The following is an 18,423-nucleotide window of genomic DNA, read 5'->3' as shown; positions in this document are numbered from 1 at the left end:
ACGGCATTGGTGAACATACCGCGCGAGTTGCCAACGATGGCGGCCCGACCACCGGGAAAATCAGACTGAAGCCACTCGCAGAGCGGTGCCGATATTGGGGTCGGCGAAGGTTGTCCCGTGTGCTTGATGGATGAACTCGTTCCGGTAACTATTCCGCTCATCACTTCACCTTTCTAGTAAAGCGACGGCATCTAGAATCTCGGTGATACCGTCGGCGGAATCGCCGTATCGCACGACGCTGAGAACGCTAGGAATTCCTAAGGCCATAAGCGATACGAAACCCTCTCCGATCTGCAACTCGTGTTGGGAATGATCTGGGTTGACGTATTCGACGGGCACCGTCCTGTTGCATCCAAAATCCCGAAAGCACAAGATGATCGGCGTTCCACTCTGCTCGGCTACTTGTAATTCAATGCCGAGCCCCGTCGAGGGAAAGCTGACTTCTGCAATGACGAGTTCGGCCTCCTCGACCATCTCTCGATCCCACAAATAGCAGAGCCGCGCCCGCTGCTCTAACGGCTTGTTGGCCAACTGCGGATCGCTGTTGACGAGCGCATATTTAACCGCGTGTTTGCGGCATTCCTTCAAAGCGGATGCCAAGTTATGTAGGAACGCCGAGTACTCCCCGAATAGATCGCGCGGCACATGTGTCAGCCCGCATGCAATGTAGATTCTCACACTCGACCCCAAAGATGCCTGGCGGAATTTATGGAATGTTGCGCACTGATGCTGCTGAATACTTCGCTAGGTTGGGGACCGCACATTCGGTACCAAAAATTGATGGCCTGTTATTTCAGAAGCGATTTCATCCAGAAATTGTTTTGGAGACATAGAAAGGAATTCGCTTAATAACCACGTATGCGGACCGTCCAGATAAGATGAGAGCTCAATCGGCCGATATCTACATATTTCACTCAGCCGGTGCATTGCGGCAAGAACAAGCGTCGGCGAGTACCGGAGCAACCGCCTTGGGCGCCTAGTCATTGTCTTGACATACCAAAGGGTTTGAGAGCCAGCAATATATTGAACATCCATCCGCAGCGATCTGTGCAACACCGTAAGCTTATTTAGCTCATCTTTAGTGGGATTACTTGGTTTCGACCACGGAATGGAAACCGACGATCTAATAGCAAGTCTGCCGGTTTCGGGATCCGGAATCAGAGATGCTGGAAGTCTATTCGCTAAACGAATGTGCGCTACATCCTTGGATAGTTGGGCCTGAAAAAATACGACTTTAGACACGGGGTCAAAGACGTACCCACAATTTTTGATTGGAAGGAACATCTCAGCTTGCGAGGTATAGGTTAAGCAATACGTTCGATGCACGAAGCCAAGATTAAAAAGTATTTCTCGGACGCTGTGAATACATTCCGTTTCTGATTCTTGAAAATATAAAGACAAAGAAGGTAGGACGCCCTTTGGCATAATTTTTATGCCCTCATTATTCAGGTTTTTCTTGGCACCTGCTCTGCCCATGTTGTGTGCCCTCACGCCATGATGCGGATCGAACGGCACACTCTTGGCTGCGAGTAGCGCTTTAGCGGCATTCATAAAGGAATAGTATAAAAGTAAAGGAGCCGATTCCATCGGAAGCCCAGAGGATGCATTGTAGAATTGCTGAGCTTGACCCCAATAGAATAGCGCTTCGCTTTGCTTGCGACGTTTGAGCCATAGTGCCACAAAGGTCCAGGGACTGTTCGTTAGAACCGTTCTTATGCCAAATGCCGGGTCTAGAACGGCTTTATAGAAAGGTATTTCTTTCCCAGATATACGAAGTGATACTGCTTCCATCACCGTACTCGCTCACTCCAATCGCGCGATACTCAGAGCATAGTAACTATTTGCGAGAATAAACAAAAATTGTGATAGGAACGGACTCGCCTTGCAACCATAGCTAGTTAGACGATGATAAACTAAGAAATGAGCCGCCAAGCTTAGTAGTGAAATTCAACGCTTGAAATAATCCACTATTCGTTCTCCAGCCCGGCCCAGCCAAGTATCCACCGCTCGCATCCGAGCCGCATTCACGGTATCTCACCTGGGTGCTTAATTTTAGAGAATGAACATGGAAGATTCACTGACACTTACCAGCATTAAAGATGTACTGTTATTTTTGCTGGCAATCTACGGTGCAGTTCTCTCCACATTCAACTGGCGTCAGTCCATTCGCAGAGAACGACGCACCATCCACGTCGACCTGTCTACGGCGATGCCCGCATACAATGATGGGCGCATTGGGCAATGCTTTGCGAAATTGGAGGCGACCAACACGGGGTATCGTGCTGTAACTGTAACGACATTGACGCTTGAGCTCCCAGAAGGCGGGCGGCTCTTTCCGACGGCGGCCAACGGTTTCCCAGGAATGGCGGATACGGTTCTACCTGCTACCCTATCGGACGGCCAATCGGCTCAATTGTTTCTTGCCTACCGAGATATCGCCGTTGCTCTTGTTCAGAGTGGCCGAGCGGGCACAACCAAACTAACGCCGATTTGCGAAGACTCAGCGAGAGGCATCTACAAGGGCAAGTCCTGGGAGGTCAATCCCGTGGAGTTCTCTCGAATGTGAAGGTCGGCCACGGCGTCCCTGTTGCAGAGTGCAACAATTTCAGTACGCCCACCGCCTTGTCCGGCAGGCCGACAAGGGTGAAGGCCGGCACGCCCGCCGCCACCTGCACTTGGACGTCGACCTCCAGGACCTCGATGCCCTGAAAGGCCACCGTCTTCACTCGCGCGACCATGATGCCCCCGCACCCTCATGCAACCGATGCGCGCAGTTTAGGCGGCGATGCGCGCCAAAGCCATCACATCTCCCGACCGGACGGCTCCCTTCGGAGAGGCGAAGCGCTTCGGACAAGTTGCTTTGCGGAGGCCTGCGATGCCAGCGCAACGCTGCTTTCGGAAACTGCCCGCATTTCGATCACGAGAGGCTACCAGGCAATATGGATGAGAACTCTCGCGAGAGAATACCCATGATGACATCATCATGCCGCTCGCCCGCGACCAAGGCGGCTTCACGCTCTCGTCCTTCCTCGACGAACCCGCAGCTTCGATAGCAACGGATGGCCCGCGCATTGTAGGCCAGAACCCGCAAATCCACCCGGTGCAACCACAAGTCTTCAAAGGCATGTTGCAGAACAAGACGCACGACTTTCCGTCCCAATCCCTGCCCTAGCTTCGCGGGGTCGAAAAGTCCCGTGGCGAGCCGAGCGCGCCCATCGTGTGCATCGAGTCCATCGAGACGGGCTTCTCCCAGCAGTCGGCCGTTGTGCTCGACCACCCATGCGTGCGGATGAGCATTGATGCGATCGAGCCACCTCGACACCTCGCCAGCCGCCAGGGGCGGCAAGGGATTGCTCGTATCGCCACCGAACATGCGGACAATCTCCGGATCCCGGCCCAAGGCCAAGCGATCCGCCATATCCTCCGGCTTCGGCGCGCGCAGGGTCACTTCGGCATCATAAAGGATGTGCGGGCTGCTCATGTACATCAACACCATGATGAAAGTTGTCGATCATTCCAAAACAGGAAAAGGACGCGCGTGTAAAGCAGTGCGTCATGCGTGCTGAGCAAGCGAGCCCTGGACAACAAGCTCGAGACGCGGCCTAATGCCGGCGCGGCTCATGACAGTTTTATGACATTGATCTTTCGTGGGCCGCACCGGACCACCGCACCACCGCACCCCTCGGAGTCCTCCGTCAATGACGCTGCCCGTGATCGGCCTCGTGCTGTTGGCGGCCGCCCTGCACGCCACCTGGAATGCGCTGGTCAAGTCGGGTGGGGACAAGCTCGTGGTACTGTCGCTGGCGATCCTCGGCTCCGGCCTGCCGGCGGTCGTCGCGCTGCCCTTCGTGCCGTTCCCCGATCCGGCGAGCTGGCCCTACATCCTCGCCTCGGTGCTGATCCATCAGGGCTATTATTTCTGCCTTGTCTTCGCCTACCAGCATGGCGATTTGAGCCAGGTCTATCCCATCGCCCGCGGCGCGGCGCCGCTGATGGTGGGAGTCGGCGCCTGGGTCCTGGCGGGAGAGGTGCTGAGCGTGCCGGAGGCGGCGGGCATCGCGATCGCCTCGGCCGGCATCATGAGCCTCGCCTTCGCCCGGCGGAACGGCGCGCCCGACAACCCGAAGGCCATTCTTTTCGCGCTCGGCACCGGGGTCTGCATCGCCGGCTATTCGCTCGCAGACGGGATGGGCGTCCGGCGGACGCCGGAGGCGGCGAGCTACATCGCCTGGATGTTCGCGCTCGAGGCGCCGCTCCTGGTGCTGATCGCCATGGCGCGGCGGCGCGGGCGCGTCTGGACGGCGTTCCGGCCGCATCTGCTGACGGGGCTCTTCGGTGGCCTCATCGCGGCGACCGCCTACGGCATCGTGATCTGGGCGATGAGCCTCGCCCCGATCGCCCATGTCGTGGCGCTGCGCGAGACCAGCGTGATCCTCGCCGCGATCATCGGCACCGCGATACTTGGTGAGCCCTTCGGCCGCCTGCGCGTGGCCGCCGCCGCCATCGTCGCGGCCGGCGCCGCGCTTCTGCAGATCGGCGGTTGAGTCCATCGTCCATGGAACGCCCTACGGAACTCCGTTAGGCAGGCCGTGTTAGCCCTCCATTACTTTTCAGAAGGAGGCCATGATGGCGACCAGAAGCGAAGGCGAACTGAAAAAGGACGAAACCAACAAACTGATCGCGTCGGACAAGGTCGAGGGGACGCCCGTGGTCAACAATCAGGGCGAGAAGCTCGGCACCATCGAGAAGGTCATGATCGACAAGATCTCGGGCAAGGTCGCCTATGCGGTGATGTCGTTTGGCGGTTTTCTCGGCGTCGGCGATCGCCACCACGCCCTGCCCTGGAGCGTCCTGACCTACGACACCAGCAAGGACGGCTATGTCGTGAACATCGACAAGGACACGCTGGAGCAGGGGCCGACCTTCGCGGCCAACGAGACGCCGAACTATGAGGACGAGACCTGGGGCCGCCAGGTCCATGACTATTACAAGGTCCGTCCCTACTGGACCTGAGCCTGCCGGATCCTAGTGTCCCGATCGCGAAATTCGAATGATCGAATTTCGCGTGAATCGGCACACTCACTTGTTGAACCTAGTGTGATTCAGCTCCCGAAGTTCGGCACAAACACTGTGCCGAACTTCGGAACCATCACACTAGCCCGTGATTTGAACGCCGTCGCGCCCAGAAAGCAGGGTGCGACGGCTTCTTTCTTTAGTGCATCGTCGCGGCGCGGGGCGCCGAAGTTCCGTCGCGCCGCTCTTCCTCTATCGAGATCAGCGTCTGAAGCGAAACCAGCGTGTCGCGGCTCTGCTCGACACCCTCCATGTCGACCGCGCTCATCGCATCGTCGGACAGCGAGCGGTCCGCCGCTTCCGTCATCTCGGCGGCGATCGCCTTGGCTTGCAGCAGTTGCCCGCCGGTCAGCTCGGTCCCCAGGCCCTTCATCATGCAGCGCAGCGCTTCGAGATGCTCAATGCGCGACACGGCCGCGGAGGCCGAGTCCGCGACGCAGATCTGCTGGCCGTCAGCGGCGACGATCCAGCCTTCGGTGCCGTGCTCGTCGAGCGCGACGGGCGAGATGTCATAGCGTGTACCGCTTCGTCCCGTCGCGCCGGTCAACGGGTCGTCCCATTCGATCAACTTCATCTGCGGATTGTCCTGCATGGCGTTGCGTCCGCCGGGATCTTCGGGTCGCAGAGTTAATGAACCGCTAACGTAACGGATACGCCGAAGGCCTCGAACTACGGAGACACAGAGAAGGGGAGAAAACTCACCTCCGTGCCTCCGTGGTTTGTCTTACGACACTGCCGCCTCGAACCCGGTCAGCACATTGACCGCGTTGACGCCGAGCGCGTCGACCGCATAACCGCCCTCCATCACGAACAGGGTCGGCAGGCCGCCGCCGGCGATGATCGCGCCCATTGTGGTGTAATCGTCATGCTTCAGCTTGAACTTGGAGATCGGATCCTCCTCGAAGGTATCGACGCCGAGCGAGACCACGAGCGCGTCCGGCGCGTAATCGCGGATCCGGCCCATCGCCGTCTCGAGCGCCGGGCGATAGGCATCCCAGCCGCTGCCCCAGCGCAGCGGTAGATTGAGGTGATGGCCTTCGCCCCGGCCCTCGCCGGTCTCGTCGGCGAAGCCCAGGAAGAACGGGAACTCCTGCTTCGGGTCGGCGTGGATCGAGATCGTCAGCACGTCGTCGCGATCGTAGAAGATCTCCTGCGTGCCGTTGCCATGATGGTAGTCGACGTCGAGGATCGCGACGCGGCCCGCGCCGGCATCGCGGAACGCCTGCGCCGCGACCGCCGCATTGTTGAAGAAGCAATAGCCGCCATAAAAATCGGTGCCGGCATGATGGCCCGGCGGCCGGCAGAGCGCGAAGGCCGAACGCGCGCCGTCGGCGACGAGCTTCTGCCCGGTGAGCGCGACATTCGCGGAACCGGTGATCGCCCGCCAAGTGCCGGCGGTGATCGGCGTTCCGGCGTCGAAGGAGAAATAGCTGAGCTTGCCGTCGATCGACTCCGGCTCGATGGCGCGCATGCCGCGCGTTGCCCAGTTCAGCGGCAGCGCGTCATAGGCCCCGTGATCCTCGACCCAGCGGTCCCAGGCGGTGTGCAGGAAGTCGACGAAGTTGTCCTTGTGCACGCGGCGCACGGGATCGAGCCCGAAATCCTGCGGCGGGATCACCTCGCCCAGCCCCACATCCCGAACCCGGGCGATGATGATGTCGGCCCGCCGCGGCATCTCGAAGCAGGGCTGCAGCTTGCCGTCGATCAGCTCCGCCTTGCCGTCCTGCAGCCGGTGGTCGTCGGTGTAGATGGTTTTCATGACTGGACTCCGTTACTGGGCTCCGTTCGAGGGATCTTCGATCACGATATGCTCGGCGCTCCAAGCGCCCGGCCAGACCTCGGCGTCGCCCTGCCGCAGCCGGCGGACGAGGCCGACCGGCAGGTCGCGGGCGATCAGCATCGGCCCCGGCCCCTCGACCGCGTCCCAGGGTCCGATCCGGTCGGCGACGCCGGAATGATCGAGGACGGGCTCGCATGGCAGAAAGACGGCGGCGCCCGAGCAGTTGGTCTCGCGCCGGTCCTGCAGCACCGCGGGCGCGCCGATCGCGCCGACGGCGCAGACCACGGTCTGAAGCTCCACGGCGCGGGCCTTGGCGCAATCGAACACCCGGTGATAGCCGGAACGCTGCGCTGTCATCGACGGCACCAGGATCAAATCGAGGTCGAGCGGCGCCAGCCGGCTCGCCAGCGCCGGCATCTCGATATCGAGGCAGATCAGCATGGCCAGACGCAGGCCGGCCCACTCGACCACCGTGACCCGGTCGCCGGTGCCGAGATCCCAGCCCTTCGGGTCCTTCTCGCCCGGCGTCAGAACCAGCTTGTCATGGCCGATCATGCGCCCGTCCGGCAGGATCAGCCAGGCGCGGTTGCGCGGCTTCGCCGTTCCATTTCCCCCGCCGTCCGCCACCGGCATGCTGCCGGCGAGCAGCGCCATGTCGTGCTTGCGCACAAGCGGCGCGACGGCGGCCAGCGCGGCCTCGCCCTGCTCGGCCATCCAGGCGATCTCACGATCGATCGTAAGACCGGCCGGAGCGAAGGACAGCCACTGCTCCGAGGCATATTCGGGCATGACGAGCAGCTTGGCGCCCGCGGCCTTGGCCTCGGCCATCTGCGCGTCGACTTGGGCCGCCCAGGCGTCGATGCCGTTCAACGGCGCGGCAAGGTTCGTCGCCCAAAGCGCGACGGTCACCAGTTCCATGGCGGGGTCGCTCCTAGTTCTGCAGCGCTGCGGTCGGCACCGAACAAATCACCGATCCGCCATTCGATCAACCAGATCCGGCAACCTGAAGTGCTACGCATCCGGTGGAGGGCCGCCCTGCGGAAATGACGCTGGTAGCGCGGCAGGGAACGGGCTAATCATCCGATGCTGCCCTGCTCCTGCGGGTTCGAAGGACCTGTGCCCGTGACATTCGCCTGATCCTGCCCTTGGCCCCTTCACCGTGAAACGCGCGACGCCCGCCAGGATCGCCCCGGCCGCAGCCGAGACCGCCGCGCGCGGCATCATGTTCATGCTGCTGTCGGTGTTCCTGTTCTCCTGCATGGATGCGCTGATCAAATGGATGTCCGCGGGCTACCCGCTGGGCCAGATCGTCTTCTTCCGAAACCTGTTCGCCTTCCTTCCGGTGGCGCTGTTCCTCCGTCGGGCTGGAGGCATCGCGGTGCTCCGCACCGAACATCCCGGCGGTCATCTGTGGCGCGCCGCCGTCGGTCTGGGGGCGATGGTCTGCACCTTCGCGTCCTACGCCCTGATGCCGCTGCCCGACGCGACCGCGCTCCGGCAGTCGGGCTCGCTGTTCCTCACCGCGCTGTCGGTGCCGCTGCTGGGCGAGAAGGTCGGCGTCCGGCGCTGGTCGGCCGTCGCCGTCGGCTTTGTCGGCGTACTGATCATGACGCGGCCGGGGGCCGGCATGTTCGACCCTGCCGCCCTCCTGGCGATCGCCGGCGCGGCGCTCACCGCGTTCGCCATGGTTGCTGTCCGGCAGTTGAGCCGGACGGAGTCGCCGGTGACGATCGTCTTCTACTTCACGCTGTTCTGCACCCTGCTCAGCGGCCTCAGCCTGCCGTTCCAATGGCTGACGCCGAGCACCGGCGATTTCCTGCTGCTGGTCGCGATCGGCCTGATCGGCGGCGTGGCGCAGATCGCGATGACCCAGGCCTTCGGCCTGGCCCCCGTCGCGGTCGTCGCGCCCTTCCAATATTCCGCCCTGATCTTCGCCTTATTCTTCGGCTACGTCTTGTGGGACGACGTGCCGGGCGTCTTCATCCTGACCGGCGCCGCGCTTGTCGTGGCGAGCGGTCTCTACATCCTGCACCGCGAGGCGAAGCTCCGAAGGGCACGCACGGGCCGCTGAAAGTTCCCGGCGATTATCCAGGGGCACGCCCCGATCCTGCCGTTCGAACCGTTCCGCATAGCGCGCAGATCCTTTGGTTCGGCCGCTGAATCCGCCGCGGCGCTACCGGCCTCTCCGGTTTTGCCCAGGCGACCCGATGCGCCCGATTACCGCCCCGGTGTCGATGTATTTTACATAAGCGAATATGCCGAAACGGACAATCCCGTTAAACCAAGGACATACAGTACCGGCACGATTTGTGCTTTCTACTTGCTCCCATCTAGTATTTTCCAACTGTTAACGAAGCTTAATTGGAACGGGGGCAAGATGAAAACATTTAGACTGGCGATCGGCGCGGCGGCTTTGAGCCTGGCGCTTGCCGGCGGGGCGGCGAACGCCGCCGTCATTTATGACAACGGATCTCCCGATCTTGTAAATGGCAATGAGGCGACGGCTTGGGTTCAGGCCGAGGACTTCACCCTCGGGGCCGGAGGCGCGGTCGGCGGCGCCGGCGTCTATATCGCCGGTTCTGGCGGGATCGGGAACTGGGACGGGACCGTCGAGTACTTCCTGTTCGCGGACAACGCCGGAACCCCCGGTGCGGTTCTGACCAGCGGCTCGGGACAGAACGCCACCACGACCGACACGGGAATCGCTTGGGTGGCTGGCGGCAACACCTTTTTCGTGGAATTCGACTTGGAGAGCGTGTTCGCCGCGGCGGCCGGGACGACGTACTGGCTCGGCATCCACCTCGCCGACGACTTCGCTCGGGATAACATCTATTGGGTCACGACGGCCTCGAACGGGACGAGCTTCGGCCGCGAGAGTCAGTATGAAGCACTCGATAACTGGTCCAATAACTTCTCGGAACACGCCTTCTTCCTGACCGGGGACGAGCGGGTTTCGGTTCCCGAGCCCTCCATCCTGGCGCTGCTGGGCGCCGGCCTGTTCGGCCTCGGCCTGATCCGGGTCCGCAGAACGGCCTGACGGCCGGCCGGACCCGCCGCCGCTCCCTTGCCGGCGTGCGCCGGCCTCGATCCCGGTGCACGCCGGCGGCAGTCGCAGCTTGACGGCTCCCGAAGATATCCTCGATATAGAAAAACCCCCATGACCCCGAAAGGATCACGGGGGTTTTCGCCCTCAGAGCGAACTAATGGTTCAGTCAGGCCGTCCCGCGCCGGCGCCGCAGGAAGCCGAGCCCGACGAGCCCGCTGGCGATCAGAGCCAGGGTGGTCGGCTCGGGAACCGCTGCGATCTCCGGGCATGTCCCGCCGCTGCGCGCTGTAGACGTAAAGGTCCCGTCGAGATTGCCGAACGCGGTGCAGGTGATGGTGAGCGCGTCGCCGCCGCCGGAAGAGGCAAACTCGTACACCCATCCTTCCGTCGACTCGGCATCCGTTTGAAGCGGTCCGAACTGACCGGCGGCCAAATCGAACTCGGCCGCAATCAGGACGTAGTTGCCGACGGCGAAAAACGTCTCGACCAGGGCCGGGTCGCCGTACGCGCTGCCGTCGTCCTCGAACAGCAGGTCCGCGAGATCCAGGACACCGTCATCGACGTAGATCTTCAGTGACGAGCGCGCGTTCGGGATCGGATCCATCGTCGCGATCGGATCGATCTGTATCTCGAAGGTCCCCGCGGCATCGATGCTGAAATACCAGCGATCGATCGTCGTGCTCGTGCCGTCGGTCTCGATCTCGCCGCCTTCGACGATGACGGCTTGCGCCATTTGCGGTGCGAGCGCCGCAAGTCCCGCCAGACAGGCCACCAAAAGATGTTTCAACCGATTCATCGGTCTCTCCCCCCTGCTGAATCCGCCTATAAGTTACGCTGATCAATTTTTCTTGAAAAACTTCAAGAAAAATTAGCGCAATTCATATGTATCGAGAAGAGGAAACTTGGCGCTCGAAAAGCAGGCGCGCGCGGCAGCCTGAGGCGTGAAAGCGGTCTCATGAAGAGTTTACATCGGCCGCGCGAGCTGGCGCGTGCCGAACCGGTCCTCGATCCTGTCCCAGATCCGCGCTTCGAGCTGAACGCCGTCGAAGCGGTTGATCTCCTGCAGGCCGGTGGGGGAGGTGACGTTGATCTCGGTGAGATAATCGCCGATCACGTCGATGCCGACGAAGACCAGCCCGCGGGATTTCAGCGCCTCGCCGATCGCCTCGCAGATCTCGCGTTCGCGCACCGTCAGCGTCGCCTTCATCGGCCTGCCGCCGGCATGCATGTTGGAGCGCGCCTCGCCGGCGGCCGGCACGCGGTTGATCGCGCCGGCCGGCTCGCCGTCGATCAGGATGATCCGCTTGTCGCCCTGGCGGACCTCGGGCAGGTAGCGCTGCACGATCACCGGCTCGCGATAGAGCTGGGTGAACAGCTCCAGAAGCGCGTTCAGATTATCGTCCTCCGGCTTGACGTGGAACACGCCGGCGCCGCCGTTACCGTAGAGCGGCTTGACGATGATGTCGCGATGCGCCTTGCGGAAATCGAGGATCGACTCCCGATCCGAGCTGATCAGCGTCGGCGGCATCAGCTCTTCGAAATGGGTGACGAACAGCTTCTCCGGCGCGTTGCGGACATGCACCGGGTCGTTCACCACCAGCGTCTCCGGATGGACATGCTCCAACAGGTGCGTCGCCGTGATATAGGCCATGTCGAACGGCGGGTCCTGACGCATCAGGACGATGTCGAGCGTCGCCAGATCAATCAGCTCGGGCGCCCCGAGGTTGGCGTGATCGCCGCGCTTCCGGCGAACCTTCAGCGGCCGGACCCGCGCATAGACCCGGCCCTCGCGGAAGAACAGGTCGCGCGGCAGATAATGAAACAGCGCGTGTCCGCGCCGCTGCGCTTCGAGCGCAAGCACGAACGTGCTGTCGGCATCGATATCGATGCCTTCGATCGGGTCCATCTGAATGCCGACGGCGAGACTCATGGCGCGGACTATAGATCGAGAGCCCCGGGCTGCGCACGCAAGATTTGTCTTCTCAATTGAGCTGCCCCTTCAGGCTTTGCAGCAGCCGCGCCGCCTCGTGCCGCTGGTCACCGCCGATGTCGCTCATATTCAGGAAACTCTCCAGCGCCGCCGTCGCGGCCCGCAGATTGCCAAGCTGCGCGTGGATGATGCCGGCCTCGCGCAGCAGCGACGCCTGACCCGGTGCGAACAGCAGCATGCGCTCGACCACCGCGACGGCCCGTTCGAACTGCCGGTCCTGAATCAGCCGCAGCTTGATGTTGTTCTGCAGCCGCAACAGAATCTCGCGGTTGCCGACGGGCGCGTAATGGCCCGGCGTCAGCTCTGCCGCGATTCCGGCGGTCGCCTTCAGCAAGCCTCGCAGATCCGCCGCCTCGCGCACCCGTCCGCCATTGAACGGGTCCAGAATCGCCTGCTCGCCGCCCCGCTGCAGTCGAATCAGGAAATGGCCGGGAAAGCTCAGGCCATGAATTTCCCAATTCTGTGCCCGGGCGGCATGAATGTAGAGAATGCCCAGGGCCACCGGAAGACCGCGCCGCCGGTCGATCACCTGCATCAGGTTGGCGTTCTGCAGATCATCGTAGGTGACCGAATCCCCGGCATAGCCATAGCGGTCGGCGAGGATCGTTCCCAGCGCCTCGACCTGCGGCTCCAGGGCGGCGTCCGCCGCCTCGCCATCTTTCGCGAAGGCGGCGACGTCGCGTGCCAGTTGCGACAGATGCTCACGGTAGGGGTTCAGCCCGACCTCCGGCCGGTCGAAGCTGGCAAGCGCCAGCGCCGCCTCGGCGAGGTCGATGGCCTCGTCCGGCAGGGCCGCGACACGGCGCAGGATGTCTTCCGCTTCGATGCCATTGGTCATGATTGCCTCGCCGGATCGTCCTTCAGCCTTACACGACTTCCCATCCCCTGTGCATAAGGAATGTCGCATACGTGATCGATGACCCGTCGCAATGCGGCTTTGTCCTGCGCGATGGATTATTGGATGGACGATGTCGTCGATCGCATCGACATTGTAATTAATCGACCTAATCCGTTCGTCGAGCGGAACATTGGGTTCGAGCCGACTCAAAATCCAGCCTGCGGTCCCTCCGGTCGCCAAGCGTCGACGACATGGCGCGGCAACCAGCCGGGCGCAACCCAGATCACATCGAAGCGGACCTGATGCTGGGCGAGATCCGGGCGACCTGCGAGGAACAGATGCGTCGCGCGCAGAATGCGTGTCCTCTGGCGGCCACCGAGTGATTCGGCGGCTGTCGCCAGGCTTCCGCGCGCTTTCACCTCGATCACCGCGATCGTGCGGCCGCGTCGCGCGATGATATCGATCTCGCCGGCCGCCGAGCGCCGGTCGCGGGCCAGCAGGCGATAGCCCTTCAGCCACAGATACCAGACCGCCAGCCGTTCCGCGCGCCGGCCGTACCGATAGGCGCGCCGTCTTTTGCCAAGCGTCTTTCGCGCAACGGCCGACTTCATGAACGCCTGTCCTCCGGTTTATCGCGGGCCAGGGCCAGGGCGCGGGCATAGACCTCGCGGCGCGGCCGGCCGGTGGCGGTGGCGACCGCGGCGGCGGCATCGCGCAGGCTCATCTCCGCCAGTGCGCGTTCCAGCGCAGCATCGAGATCCGCCTCGGTGGCCGCCGCCTCCTCGGGCGGGGCGACGACGATCACGATCTCGCCCTTCGGCGGTCCAGCGGCGGCATAGTGCGCGGCGAGCTCCGGCAAGGGTGCGCGCCGCACCTCCTCGAACAGCTTGGTCAGCTCCCGGGCCACCGCCGCCTCGCGCGGGCCGAGCACCGTCGCCATATCGGCGAGCGTCGCGGCCAGCCGCCCCGCCGATTCGAAGAACAGCAGGCTGGCCGGAACGGTCGCCAGCGTGCCGAGCGCGGTTCGCCGCGCCGCGCCGCGCGGTGGCAGGAAGCCGGCGAAGAGAAACCGGTCGCTGGGGAGGCCGGAGATCACCAGGGCGGTGAGCGGTGCCGACGGACCCGGCGCCGCGGTGACATTGATTCCTGCGTCGCGTGCCGCCCGTACCAGCTTGAATCCCGGGTCGGAGACCAGCGGCGTTCCGGCGTCGGAGACCAGTGCCACGGTCTCGCCGCGCCGCAGGCGATCCAGCAGGACCGGCCGCCGACGGGCGGCGTTATGGTCGTGATAAGCAAGAAGCGACGTCTCGATTCCATAACGGGCCAGCAGCCTGGCGGTGACGCGCGTATCCTCGCAGGCGATGACGTCGGCCCGGCGCAGCGTGTCGAGCGCGCGCAGCGTGATGTCGGCCAGATTGCCGATCGGCGTCGCGACGAGAATCAGCCCGCGCGGCAATGGGGTGGACCGCTGGTCCGGCGGTTTACTTCCCGGGGTCGCCCCGCTAGGCTCAGGCCCGTCATCTGTGGCTCGGGAGATTGCGCCCCGTGAGAGCATTCTGGATCCGCCGTCCGGCGGCTTCTTCGCCATTCTTCCGCCGTTCCTGGGCTGCGGCTTGTCTCGGCCTGCTGCTCTTCGGCCTGGCCGCCTGTGCTGGGCCTGCAACCATACCGGACTCGGGCGAAACCGAGCAAGCCGCGCCGCAGGTGACGCCGTCCTTCCCGGAGTTGCTCGACGCCGTGCCGCCCGTGCTGGTCCGATCGCCGCTGGAGCCGGAGAATGCCGATATCCGCGTCGGCCTGCTGCTGCCGCTCAGCGGCACGAGCGCGGCGCTCGGGCAGGCGTTGCTGCATGCCGCCGAGATGGCGCTGTTCGATGCCGCCGCCGCCGAGTTTGCCCTGATCGTGCGCGACACCCGCGGAACGCCGGAGGGGGCCGCGCAGGCGGCAAACGAGGCGATTGGCGCCGGTGCGCAGCTCATTATCGGGCCTTTGTTCTCCGCCTCGGTGAGGGCCGTGACGCCGGCGGCGCAGGCCGCGGGCATCAACGTGCTCGCCTTTTCGACCGACAGCTCCGTGGCCGGCGACGGAATCTTCGTGATAGGCCCGTTGCCGCGGACGCAGGTCGAGCGCATCGTCGGCTATGCCAGCCGGCAGGGCTTGCGACGCTTCGCCGCCCTGGTGCCGAACTCGGCCTACGGCCAAGCCATCGTCGTGGCGATGAACGAGGCGACGGAGCGGTTCGGCGTCTCGATGGCGCAGATCGAGTATTACGACCCCAACGCCGCGGACGTCTCCGAAAGCGTGCGCCGCCTGGCGAGCTATGAGGCGCGCGCCGCCGCGCTCGCCGCCGAGCGGGCGGCGCTCGCCGGCAGGCAGGACCAAGCCTCGATCGAGGCGCTGGAGCGACTCAACCGCTATGACACATTGGGCGAGATCGGTTTCGATGCCGTTCTCCTGCCTGAGGGCGGCGCCCGGCTGCGTTCCGTCGCGCCCCTGCTGCCTTTCTACGACATCGACCCGGCCGAGGTTCGCCTGCTGGGAACCGCGCTGTGGCAGGATCCCGACCTCGGCGTCGAGCCGGCGCTGGTCGGCGGCTGGTTCGCGGCGCCCCAGCCGGAACTCTGGGAGGCTTTCGAGCGGCGCTACCGGGCCATCTACGAAGCCACCCCACCGCGCGTCGCCAGTCTCGCTTACGACGCGACGGCGCTCGCGGCCGTCCTCGCGCGGAGCGGGGGCGCGGAGGGGTTCACCATGGACGCGCTGATGCAGCCAAGCGGTTTCATCGGCACCGACGGCGTCTTCCGCTTCCGGGAAGACGGAACGGTCGAGCGCGCCCTCGCCGTGCTCGAGTTGCAGCGCGAAGGAATCATCGTCGTCGATCCTGCGCCGCAAAGCTTCGAGGAGAAGCTGTTCTAGCAGGCATTCCGGCAACCCTCATGCTGAGCTTGTCGAAGCATGAGGGTTCGGGTCGGCCCGTCAGGCGAGAAGGGCGCCGAGCAGTGCGTCGAGCCGCTGGCGGCCGGCGGCAGTGGCGCGCAGGCCATGATCGTCGAGGACCAGGAAGCCGGCTTCGCTCAGCCGGCGCAGCCCGTCGCGGTCCAGGGCGGTCTCGATTTCGGAACCCGTCTCCTCGCGGAAGCGGGCGCGGTCGACTCCCTGGGTGAGGCGCAGGCCCATCATCAGCATCTCGTCGATCCGCTCGGCCGGCGGCACGGGGGTGCGCTGGCGCGTCGCGTGCCCGGCGGCCTCGACCGCGGCGAGCCAAGCCTCCGGCGCGCGATGCTGACGCGTCGCAATTTTGGCGCCATCGAGGGTCAGCCGGCCATGCGCACCGGGGCCGATGCCGACATAATCGCCATAGCGCCAATAGGTCAGGTTGTGGCGGCATTCCGCCCCCGGCCGGGCGTGGTTGGAGATCTCGTAGGCGGGCAGGCCGGCCGCCTCCAGGAGATTCTGCGTCTCCTCATAGAGCGTCGCGGCATCCTCCTCCCCGGGCAGCACGAGCTCGCCGCGCCGATGCGCGCCGGCGAAGACGGTGTTCGGCTCGATCGTCAGTTGATAGAGCGACAGATGATCGGCGGCGAGATCGAGGGCTTGGCGCAGCTCGGCCCGCCAGGCGCGCGCATCCTGCCCCGGCCGGGCATAGATCAGGTCGAAGGTGAAGCAGTCGAACTGCCGCCGCGCCAGCGCCAGCGCGGTTCGTGCCTCGGCGGCGCTATGGCCGCGGCCCAACGCTCGCAGGTCCGGATCGTTCAGCGCCTGCACGCCGAGCGAGACGCGGTTTACGCCGGCCCCGCGGAATCCGGCGAACCGTTCCGCCTCGACCGAGGTGGGATTCGCCTCAAGCGTGATCTCGACGTCCGGCGCCAACCGCCACCGCGCCGCGGCTCGGTCGATCACCGCGGCCACGGTGTCCGGCGGCATCAGAGACGGCGTGCCGCCGCCGAAGAAGATGCTGGCCACTCGCCGCCCGGCGGTTTCGCTAGCGTAATGATCGAGCTCGCGAAGCAGCGCGTCGCGCCAGCGCGGCTGATCTACCGCCTCGCGGACGTGGCTGTTGAAGTCGCAATAGGGGCATTTCGACAGGCAGAACGGCCAATGCACATAAAGGCCGAAGCCCGCGTCCTCGGTGCCGCCTCGCAAAAGCGACTCGACGGCGACAGCGGCTGTCATGGTGCGAAGCAGGCCGCGATCAACTTGCGGAAGGCCTCGGCGCGATGGCTCATCGCATGCTTCGCCGCCGGCTCCATCTCGCCGAAGGTCAGCGTCCTTTCCTCGGGCAGGAAGATCGGGTCATAGCCGAACCCGCGCTCGCCGCGCGGCGGCCAGACGAGCGATCCCGCCACGGTGCCCTCGAAGCTTTCGCAATGATTGTCCGGCCAGCACAGCGACAGCGCGCAGACGAAGCGCGCGCGCCGGTTCGCGCCGTCACGCGCCGCAAGCTCGCGCTCGACCCGCTCCATCGCGAGGCGGAAATCCCGGTCGGGCCCCGCCCATCGCGCCGAATAAATTCCCGGCGCGCCATCGAGCGCGTCGACGGCCAGGCCGGAATCGTCGGACAAGGCCGGCAGGCCGGCGGCGGTCGCCGCGGCGCGCGCCTTCAGCTCCGCATTGGCGACGAAGCTGTCGCCGGTCTCCTCCGGCTCCGGTAGCCCAAGCGCGGCGGCGGAAACCACGTCGACTCCATGAGGTTCAAGCAGCGCCGCGATCTCTCGCAGCTTTCCCTGATTATGGCTGGCGATCACCAGCCGGTCGCCGCCGAATTTCCGCGCCATGAGCCGTTCGTCCTCGTGATGTACCGGGGGCTTCTGCCCCCGCATATCTATTATGCGAACGCGAGGCGGCAAAGGCCCGTCAGCTCAGCCCCAACGCCTCGCGCTGCTTGGCGACGAGTTGCGCGATGCCCTGGCGCGCGAGCGCGAACATCGCCGCGAACGCTGCGTCGTCGAAGGGCTCATGCTCGGCGGTGCCCTGGATCTCAACGATGCCGCCGCCGCCGGTCAGCACGAAATTGGCGTCGGCCTGCGCGGTGCTGTCCTCGGCATAGTCGAGATCGAGAACCGGCGTCCCCTGATAGATCCCGCAGGACACGGCGGCGACCTGATCGCTGAACGGCAGTGCCGGCATCGCGCCGATCTCGCGCAGATGCTGGAACGCCTGATGCAGCGCCACATAGGCGCCAGTGATCGCCGCGGTGCGCGTACCGCCGTCCGCCTGGATCACGTCGCAGTCGACCTTGATCTGCCGCTCGCCGAAGCCGGCGAGGTTCGTCACGGAGCGGAGCGAGCGGCCGATCAGCCGCTGGATCTCGTGGGTGCGCCCGGACTGCCGGCCCCGCGCCGCCTCGCGGTCGGTGCGCGTTCCCGTGGAGCGCGGCAGCATGCCGTACTCCGCGGTGACCCAGCCCCGGCCGCTGTTGCGCAGGAATGGCGGCACCCGGTCCTCGACGCTCGCGGTACAGAGCACATGCGTGTCGCCGAACCGCGCCAGGCACGAACCCTCGGCATGTTTGTTGACGCCGACCTCGAGTCGGATCGGGCGCAGCGCATCGGGGGAACGGCCGGACGGTCGCATGAATTTCCTTTCGAAAGAGCCGGGTCGATGAAATGGGGCGCCACGCTACTCCCCAAGGGCTGTCGCGTCCAGCCTGCTACCCTGGCTGCTACCCCGTCGCCTTCCCGGACCCCTACCCCAGC

The 18,423-nt window shown here is 64.3% G+C and carries 21 protein-coding genes; 6 read left to right on the top strand and 15 right to left on the bottom strand.

Annotation, left to right across the window (positions count from 1 at the left end; all coding sequences use genetic code 11):
* Positions 1–165: 165 nt before the first annotated feature.
* The gene (locus tag DT069_RS11740; protein WP_162913152.1) at positions 166–678 is read right to left on the bottom strand and encodes a hypothetical protein; all 513 of its coding nucleotides are present in this window, start codon (positions 676–678) and stop codon (positions 166–168) included.
* Between the two features lie 66 nt (positions 679–744).
* Complete coding sequence (locus DT069_RS11735) at positions 745–1,791, bottom strand: YaaC family protein (protein WP_119460500.1); 1,047 nt, start codon at positions 1,789–1,791, stop codon at positions 745–747.
* A gap of 274 nt (positions 1,792–2,065) precedes the next feature.
* Between DT069_RS11735 and DT069_RS24620 the strand changes: the two genes are divergently transcribed.
* Positions 2,066–2,566: a hypothetical protein gene (locus DT069_RS24620; RefSeq protein WP_162913151.1), complete on the top strand. Its 501-nt coding sequence runs from the start codon at positions 2,066–2,068 to the stop codon at positions 2,564–2,566.
* Here DT069_RS24620 and DT069_RS24940 read toward each other — a convergent pair.
* Positions 2,538–2,738 carry a hypothetical protein gene (locus DT069_RS24940; protein WP_425450173.1) on the bottom strand — a complete coding sequence of 67 codons (201 nt, stop codon included), beginning with the start codon at positions 2,736–2,738 and terminating at the stop codon, positions 2,538–2,540. The genes DT069_RS24620 and DT069_RS24940 overlap by 29 nt on opposite strands.
* 179 nt (positions 2,739–2,917) lie before the next feature.
* Positions 2,918–3,481: a GNAT family N-acetyltransferase gene (locus tag DT069_RS11725; RefSeq protein WP_119460745.1), complete on the bottom strand. Its 564-nt coding sequence runs from the start codon at positions 3,479–3,481 to the stop codon at positions 2,918–2,920.
* Between the two features lie 217 nt (positions 3,482–3,698).
* Between DT069_RS11725 and DT069_RS11720 the strand changes: the two genes are divergently transcribed.
* Entirely contained in the window at positions 3,699–4,544 is an 846-nt protein-coding gene (locus DT069_RS11720; protein ID WP_119460499.1) for an EamA family transporter, read from the top strand.
* Positions 4,545–4,623: 79 nt separating this feature from the next.
* Positions 4,624–5,013: a PRC-barrel domain-containing protein gene (locus tag DT069_RS11715; protein WP_425450172.1), complete on the top strand. Its 390-nt coding sequence runs from the start codon at positions 4,624–4,626 to the stop codon at positions 5,011–5,013.
* A 199-nt stretch (positions 5,014–5,212) separates the two neighbouring features.
* Here DT069_RS11715 and DT069_RS11710 read toward each other — a convergent pair whose 3' ends face one another.
* From DT069_RS11710 to DT069_RS11700, 3 genes are all read right to left on the bottom strand, one after another.
* A complete protein-coding gene (locus DT069_RS11710) occupies positions 5,213–5,647 on the bottom strand; it encodes a hypothetical protein (protein ID WP_162913150.1) in 435 nt (144 codons plus the stop codon).
* A 150-nt stretch (positions 5,648–5,797) separates the two neighbouring features.
* The gene (locus tag DT069_RS11705) at positions 5,798–6,832 is read right to left on the bottom strand and encodes a histone deacetylase family protein (RefSeq protein ID WP_119460496.1); all 1,035 of its coding nucleotides are present in this window, start codon (positions 6,830–6,832) and stop codon (positions 5,798–5,800) included.
* 12 nt (positions 6,833–6,844) lie between these two features.
* Complete coding sequence (locus tag DT069_RS11700) at positions 6,845–7,771, bottom strand: nitrilase-related carbon-nitrogen hydrolase (protein WP_119460495.1); 927 nt, start codon at positions 7,769–7,771, stop codon at positions 6,845–6,847.
* A 241-nt stretch (positions 7,772–8,012) separates the two neighbouring features.
* Here DT069_RS11700 and DT069_RS11695 point away from each other — a divergent pair, with 241 nt between their 5' ends.
* The gene (locus DT069_RS11695; protein ID WP_425450171.1) at positions 8,013–8,924 is read left to right on the top strand and encodes a DMT family transporter; all 912 of its coding nucleotides are present in this window, start codon (positions 8,013–8,015) and stop codon (positions 8,922–8,924) included.
* 306 nt (positions 8,925–9,230) lie between these two features.
* The gene (locus tag DT069_RS11690; protein ID WP_119460494.1) at positions 9,231–9,890 is read left to right on the top strand and encodes a PEP-CTERM sorting domain-containing protein; all 660 of its coding nucleotides are present in this window, start codon (positions 9,231–9,233) and stop codon (positions 9,888–9,890) included.
* Positions 9,891–10,065: 175 nt separating this feature from the next.
* Here the strand turns inward: DT069_RS11690 and DT069_RS11685 are convergent, their stop codons facing one another.
* From DT069_RS11685 to rsmI, 5 genes are all read right to left on the bottom strand, one after another.
* Positions 10,066–10,695, bottom strand: a complete 630-nt coding sequence (locus DT069_RS11685; RefSeq protein WP_119460493.1) for a PEP-CTERM sorting domain-containing protein — start codon at positions 10,693–10,695, stop codon at positions 10,066–10,068.
* 168 nt (positions 10,696–10,863) lie between these two features.
* Positions 10,864–11,829 (bottom strand): glutathione synthase, encoded by a 966-nt coding sequence (gene gshB / locus DT069_RS11680; RefSeq protein ID WP_119460492.1) that lies wholly within the window; start codon positions 11,827–11,829, stop codon positions 10,864–10,866.
* A gap of 52 nt (positions 11,830–11,881) precedes the next feature.
* Complete coding sequence (locus DT069_RS11675; RefSeq protein WP_119460491.1) at positions 11,882–12,727, bottom strand: SirB1 family protein; 846 nt, start codon at positions 12,725–12,727, stop codon at positions 11,882–11,884.
* Between the two features lie 206 nt (positions 12,728–12,933).
* On the bottom strand, positions 12,934–13,338 hold the full coding sequence (locus DT069_RS11670; protein WP_119460490.1) for a YraN family protein: 405 nt from the start codon (positions 13,336–13,338) through the stop codon (positions 12,934–12,936).
* Complete coding sequence (gene rsmI, locus DT069_RS11665; protein WP_425450170.1) at positions 13,335–14,183, bottom strand: 16S rRNA (cytidine(1402)-2'-O)-methyltransferase; 849 nt, start codon at positions 14,181–14,183, stop codon at positions 13,335–13,337. The genes DT069_RS11670 and rsmI overlap by 4 nt, the downstream gene beginning before the upstream one ends.
* A gap of 89 nt (positions 14,184–14,272) precedes the next feature.
* On the opposite strand from rsmI, the gene DT069_RS11660 reads away from it, so the two are divergent.
* Entirely contained in the window at positions 14,273–15,643 is a 1,371-nt protein-coding gene (locus DT069_RS11660; RefSeq protein WP_162913149.1) for a penicillin-binding protein activator, read from the top strand.
* A 60-nt stretch (positions 15,644–15,703) separates the two neighbouring features.
* Here the strand turns inward: DT069_RS11660 and hemW are convergent, their stop codons facing one another.
* The 3 genes from hemW to rph form a co-directional block, all read right to left on the bottom strand.
* Positions 15,704–16,900 carry a radical SAM family heme chaperone HemW gene (gene hemW, locus DT069_RS11655; protein WP_119460488.1) on the bottom strand — a complete coding sequence of 399 codons (1,197 nt, stop codon included), beginning with the start codon at positions 16,898–16,900 and terminating at the stop codon, positions 15,704–15,706.
* Positions 16,897–17,502, bottom strand: coding sequence for an RdgB/HAM1 family non-canonical purine NTP pyrophosphatase (gene rdgB / locus DT069_RS11650; protein WP_119460487.1), 606 nt, complete (start codon positions 17,500–17,502; stop codon positions 16,897–16,899). Before rdgB ends, hemW begins: the two co-directional genes overlap by 4 nt.
* Before the next feature lie 79 nt (positions 17,503–17,581).
* Positions 17,582–18,301, bottom strand: coding sequence for a ribonuclease PH (gene rph, locus DT069_RS11645; protein WP_119460486.1), 720 nt, complete (start codon positions 18,299–18,301; stop codon positions 17,582–17,584).
* Positions 18,302–18,423 lie beyond the last annotated feature (122 nt).

Origin of the sequence: Virgifigura deserti (genome assembly GCA_003576685.1) — a bacterium.
GTDB classification, from domain to species: domain Bacteria; phylum Pseudomonadota; class Alphaproteobacteria; order Dongiales; family Dongiaceae; genus Virgifigura; species Virgifigura deserti.
This window is presented reverse-complemented; position numbering and strand designations above follow the sequence as displayed.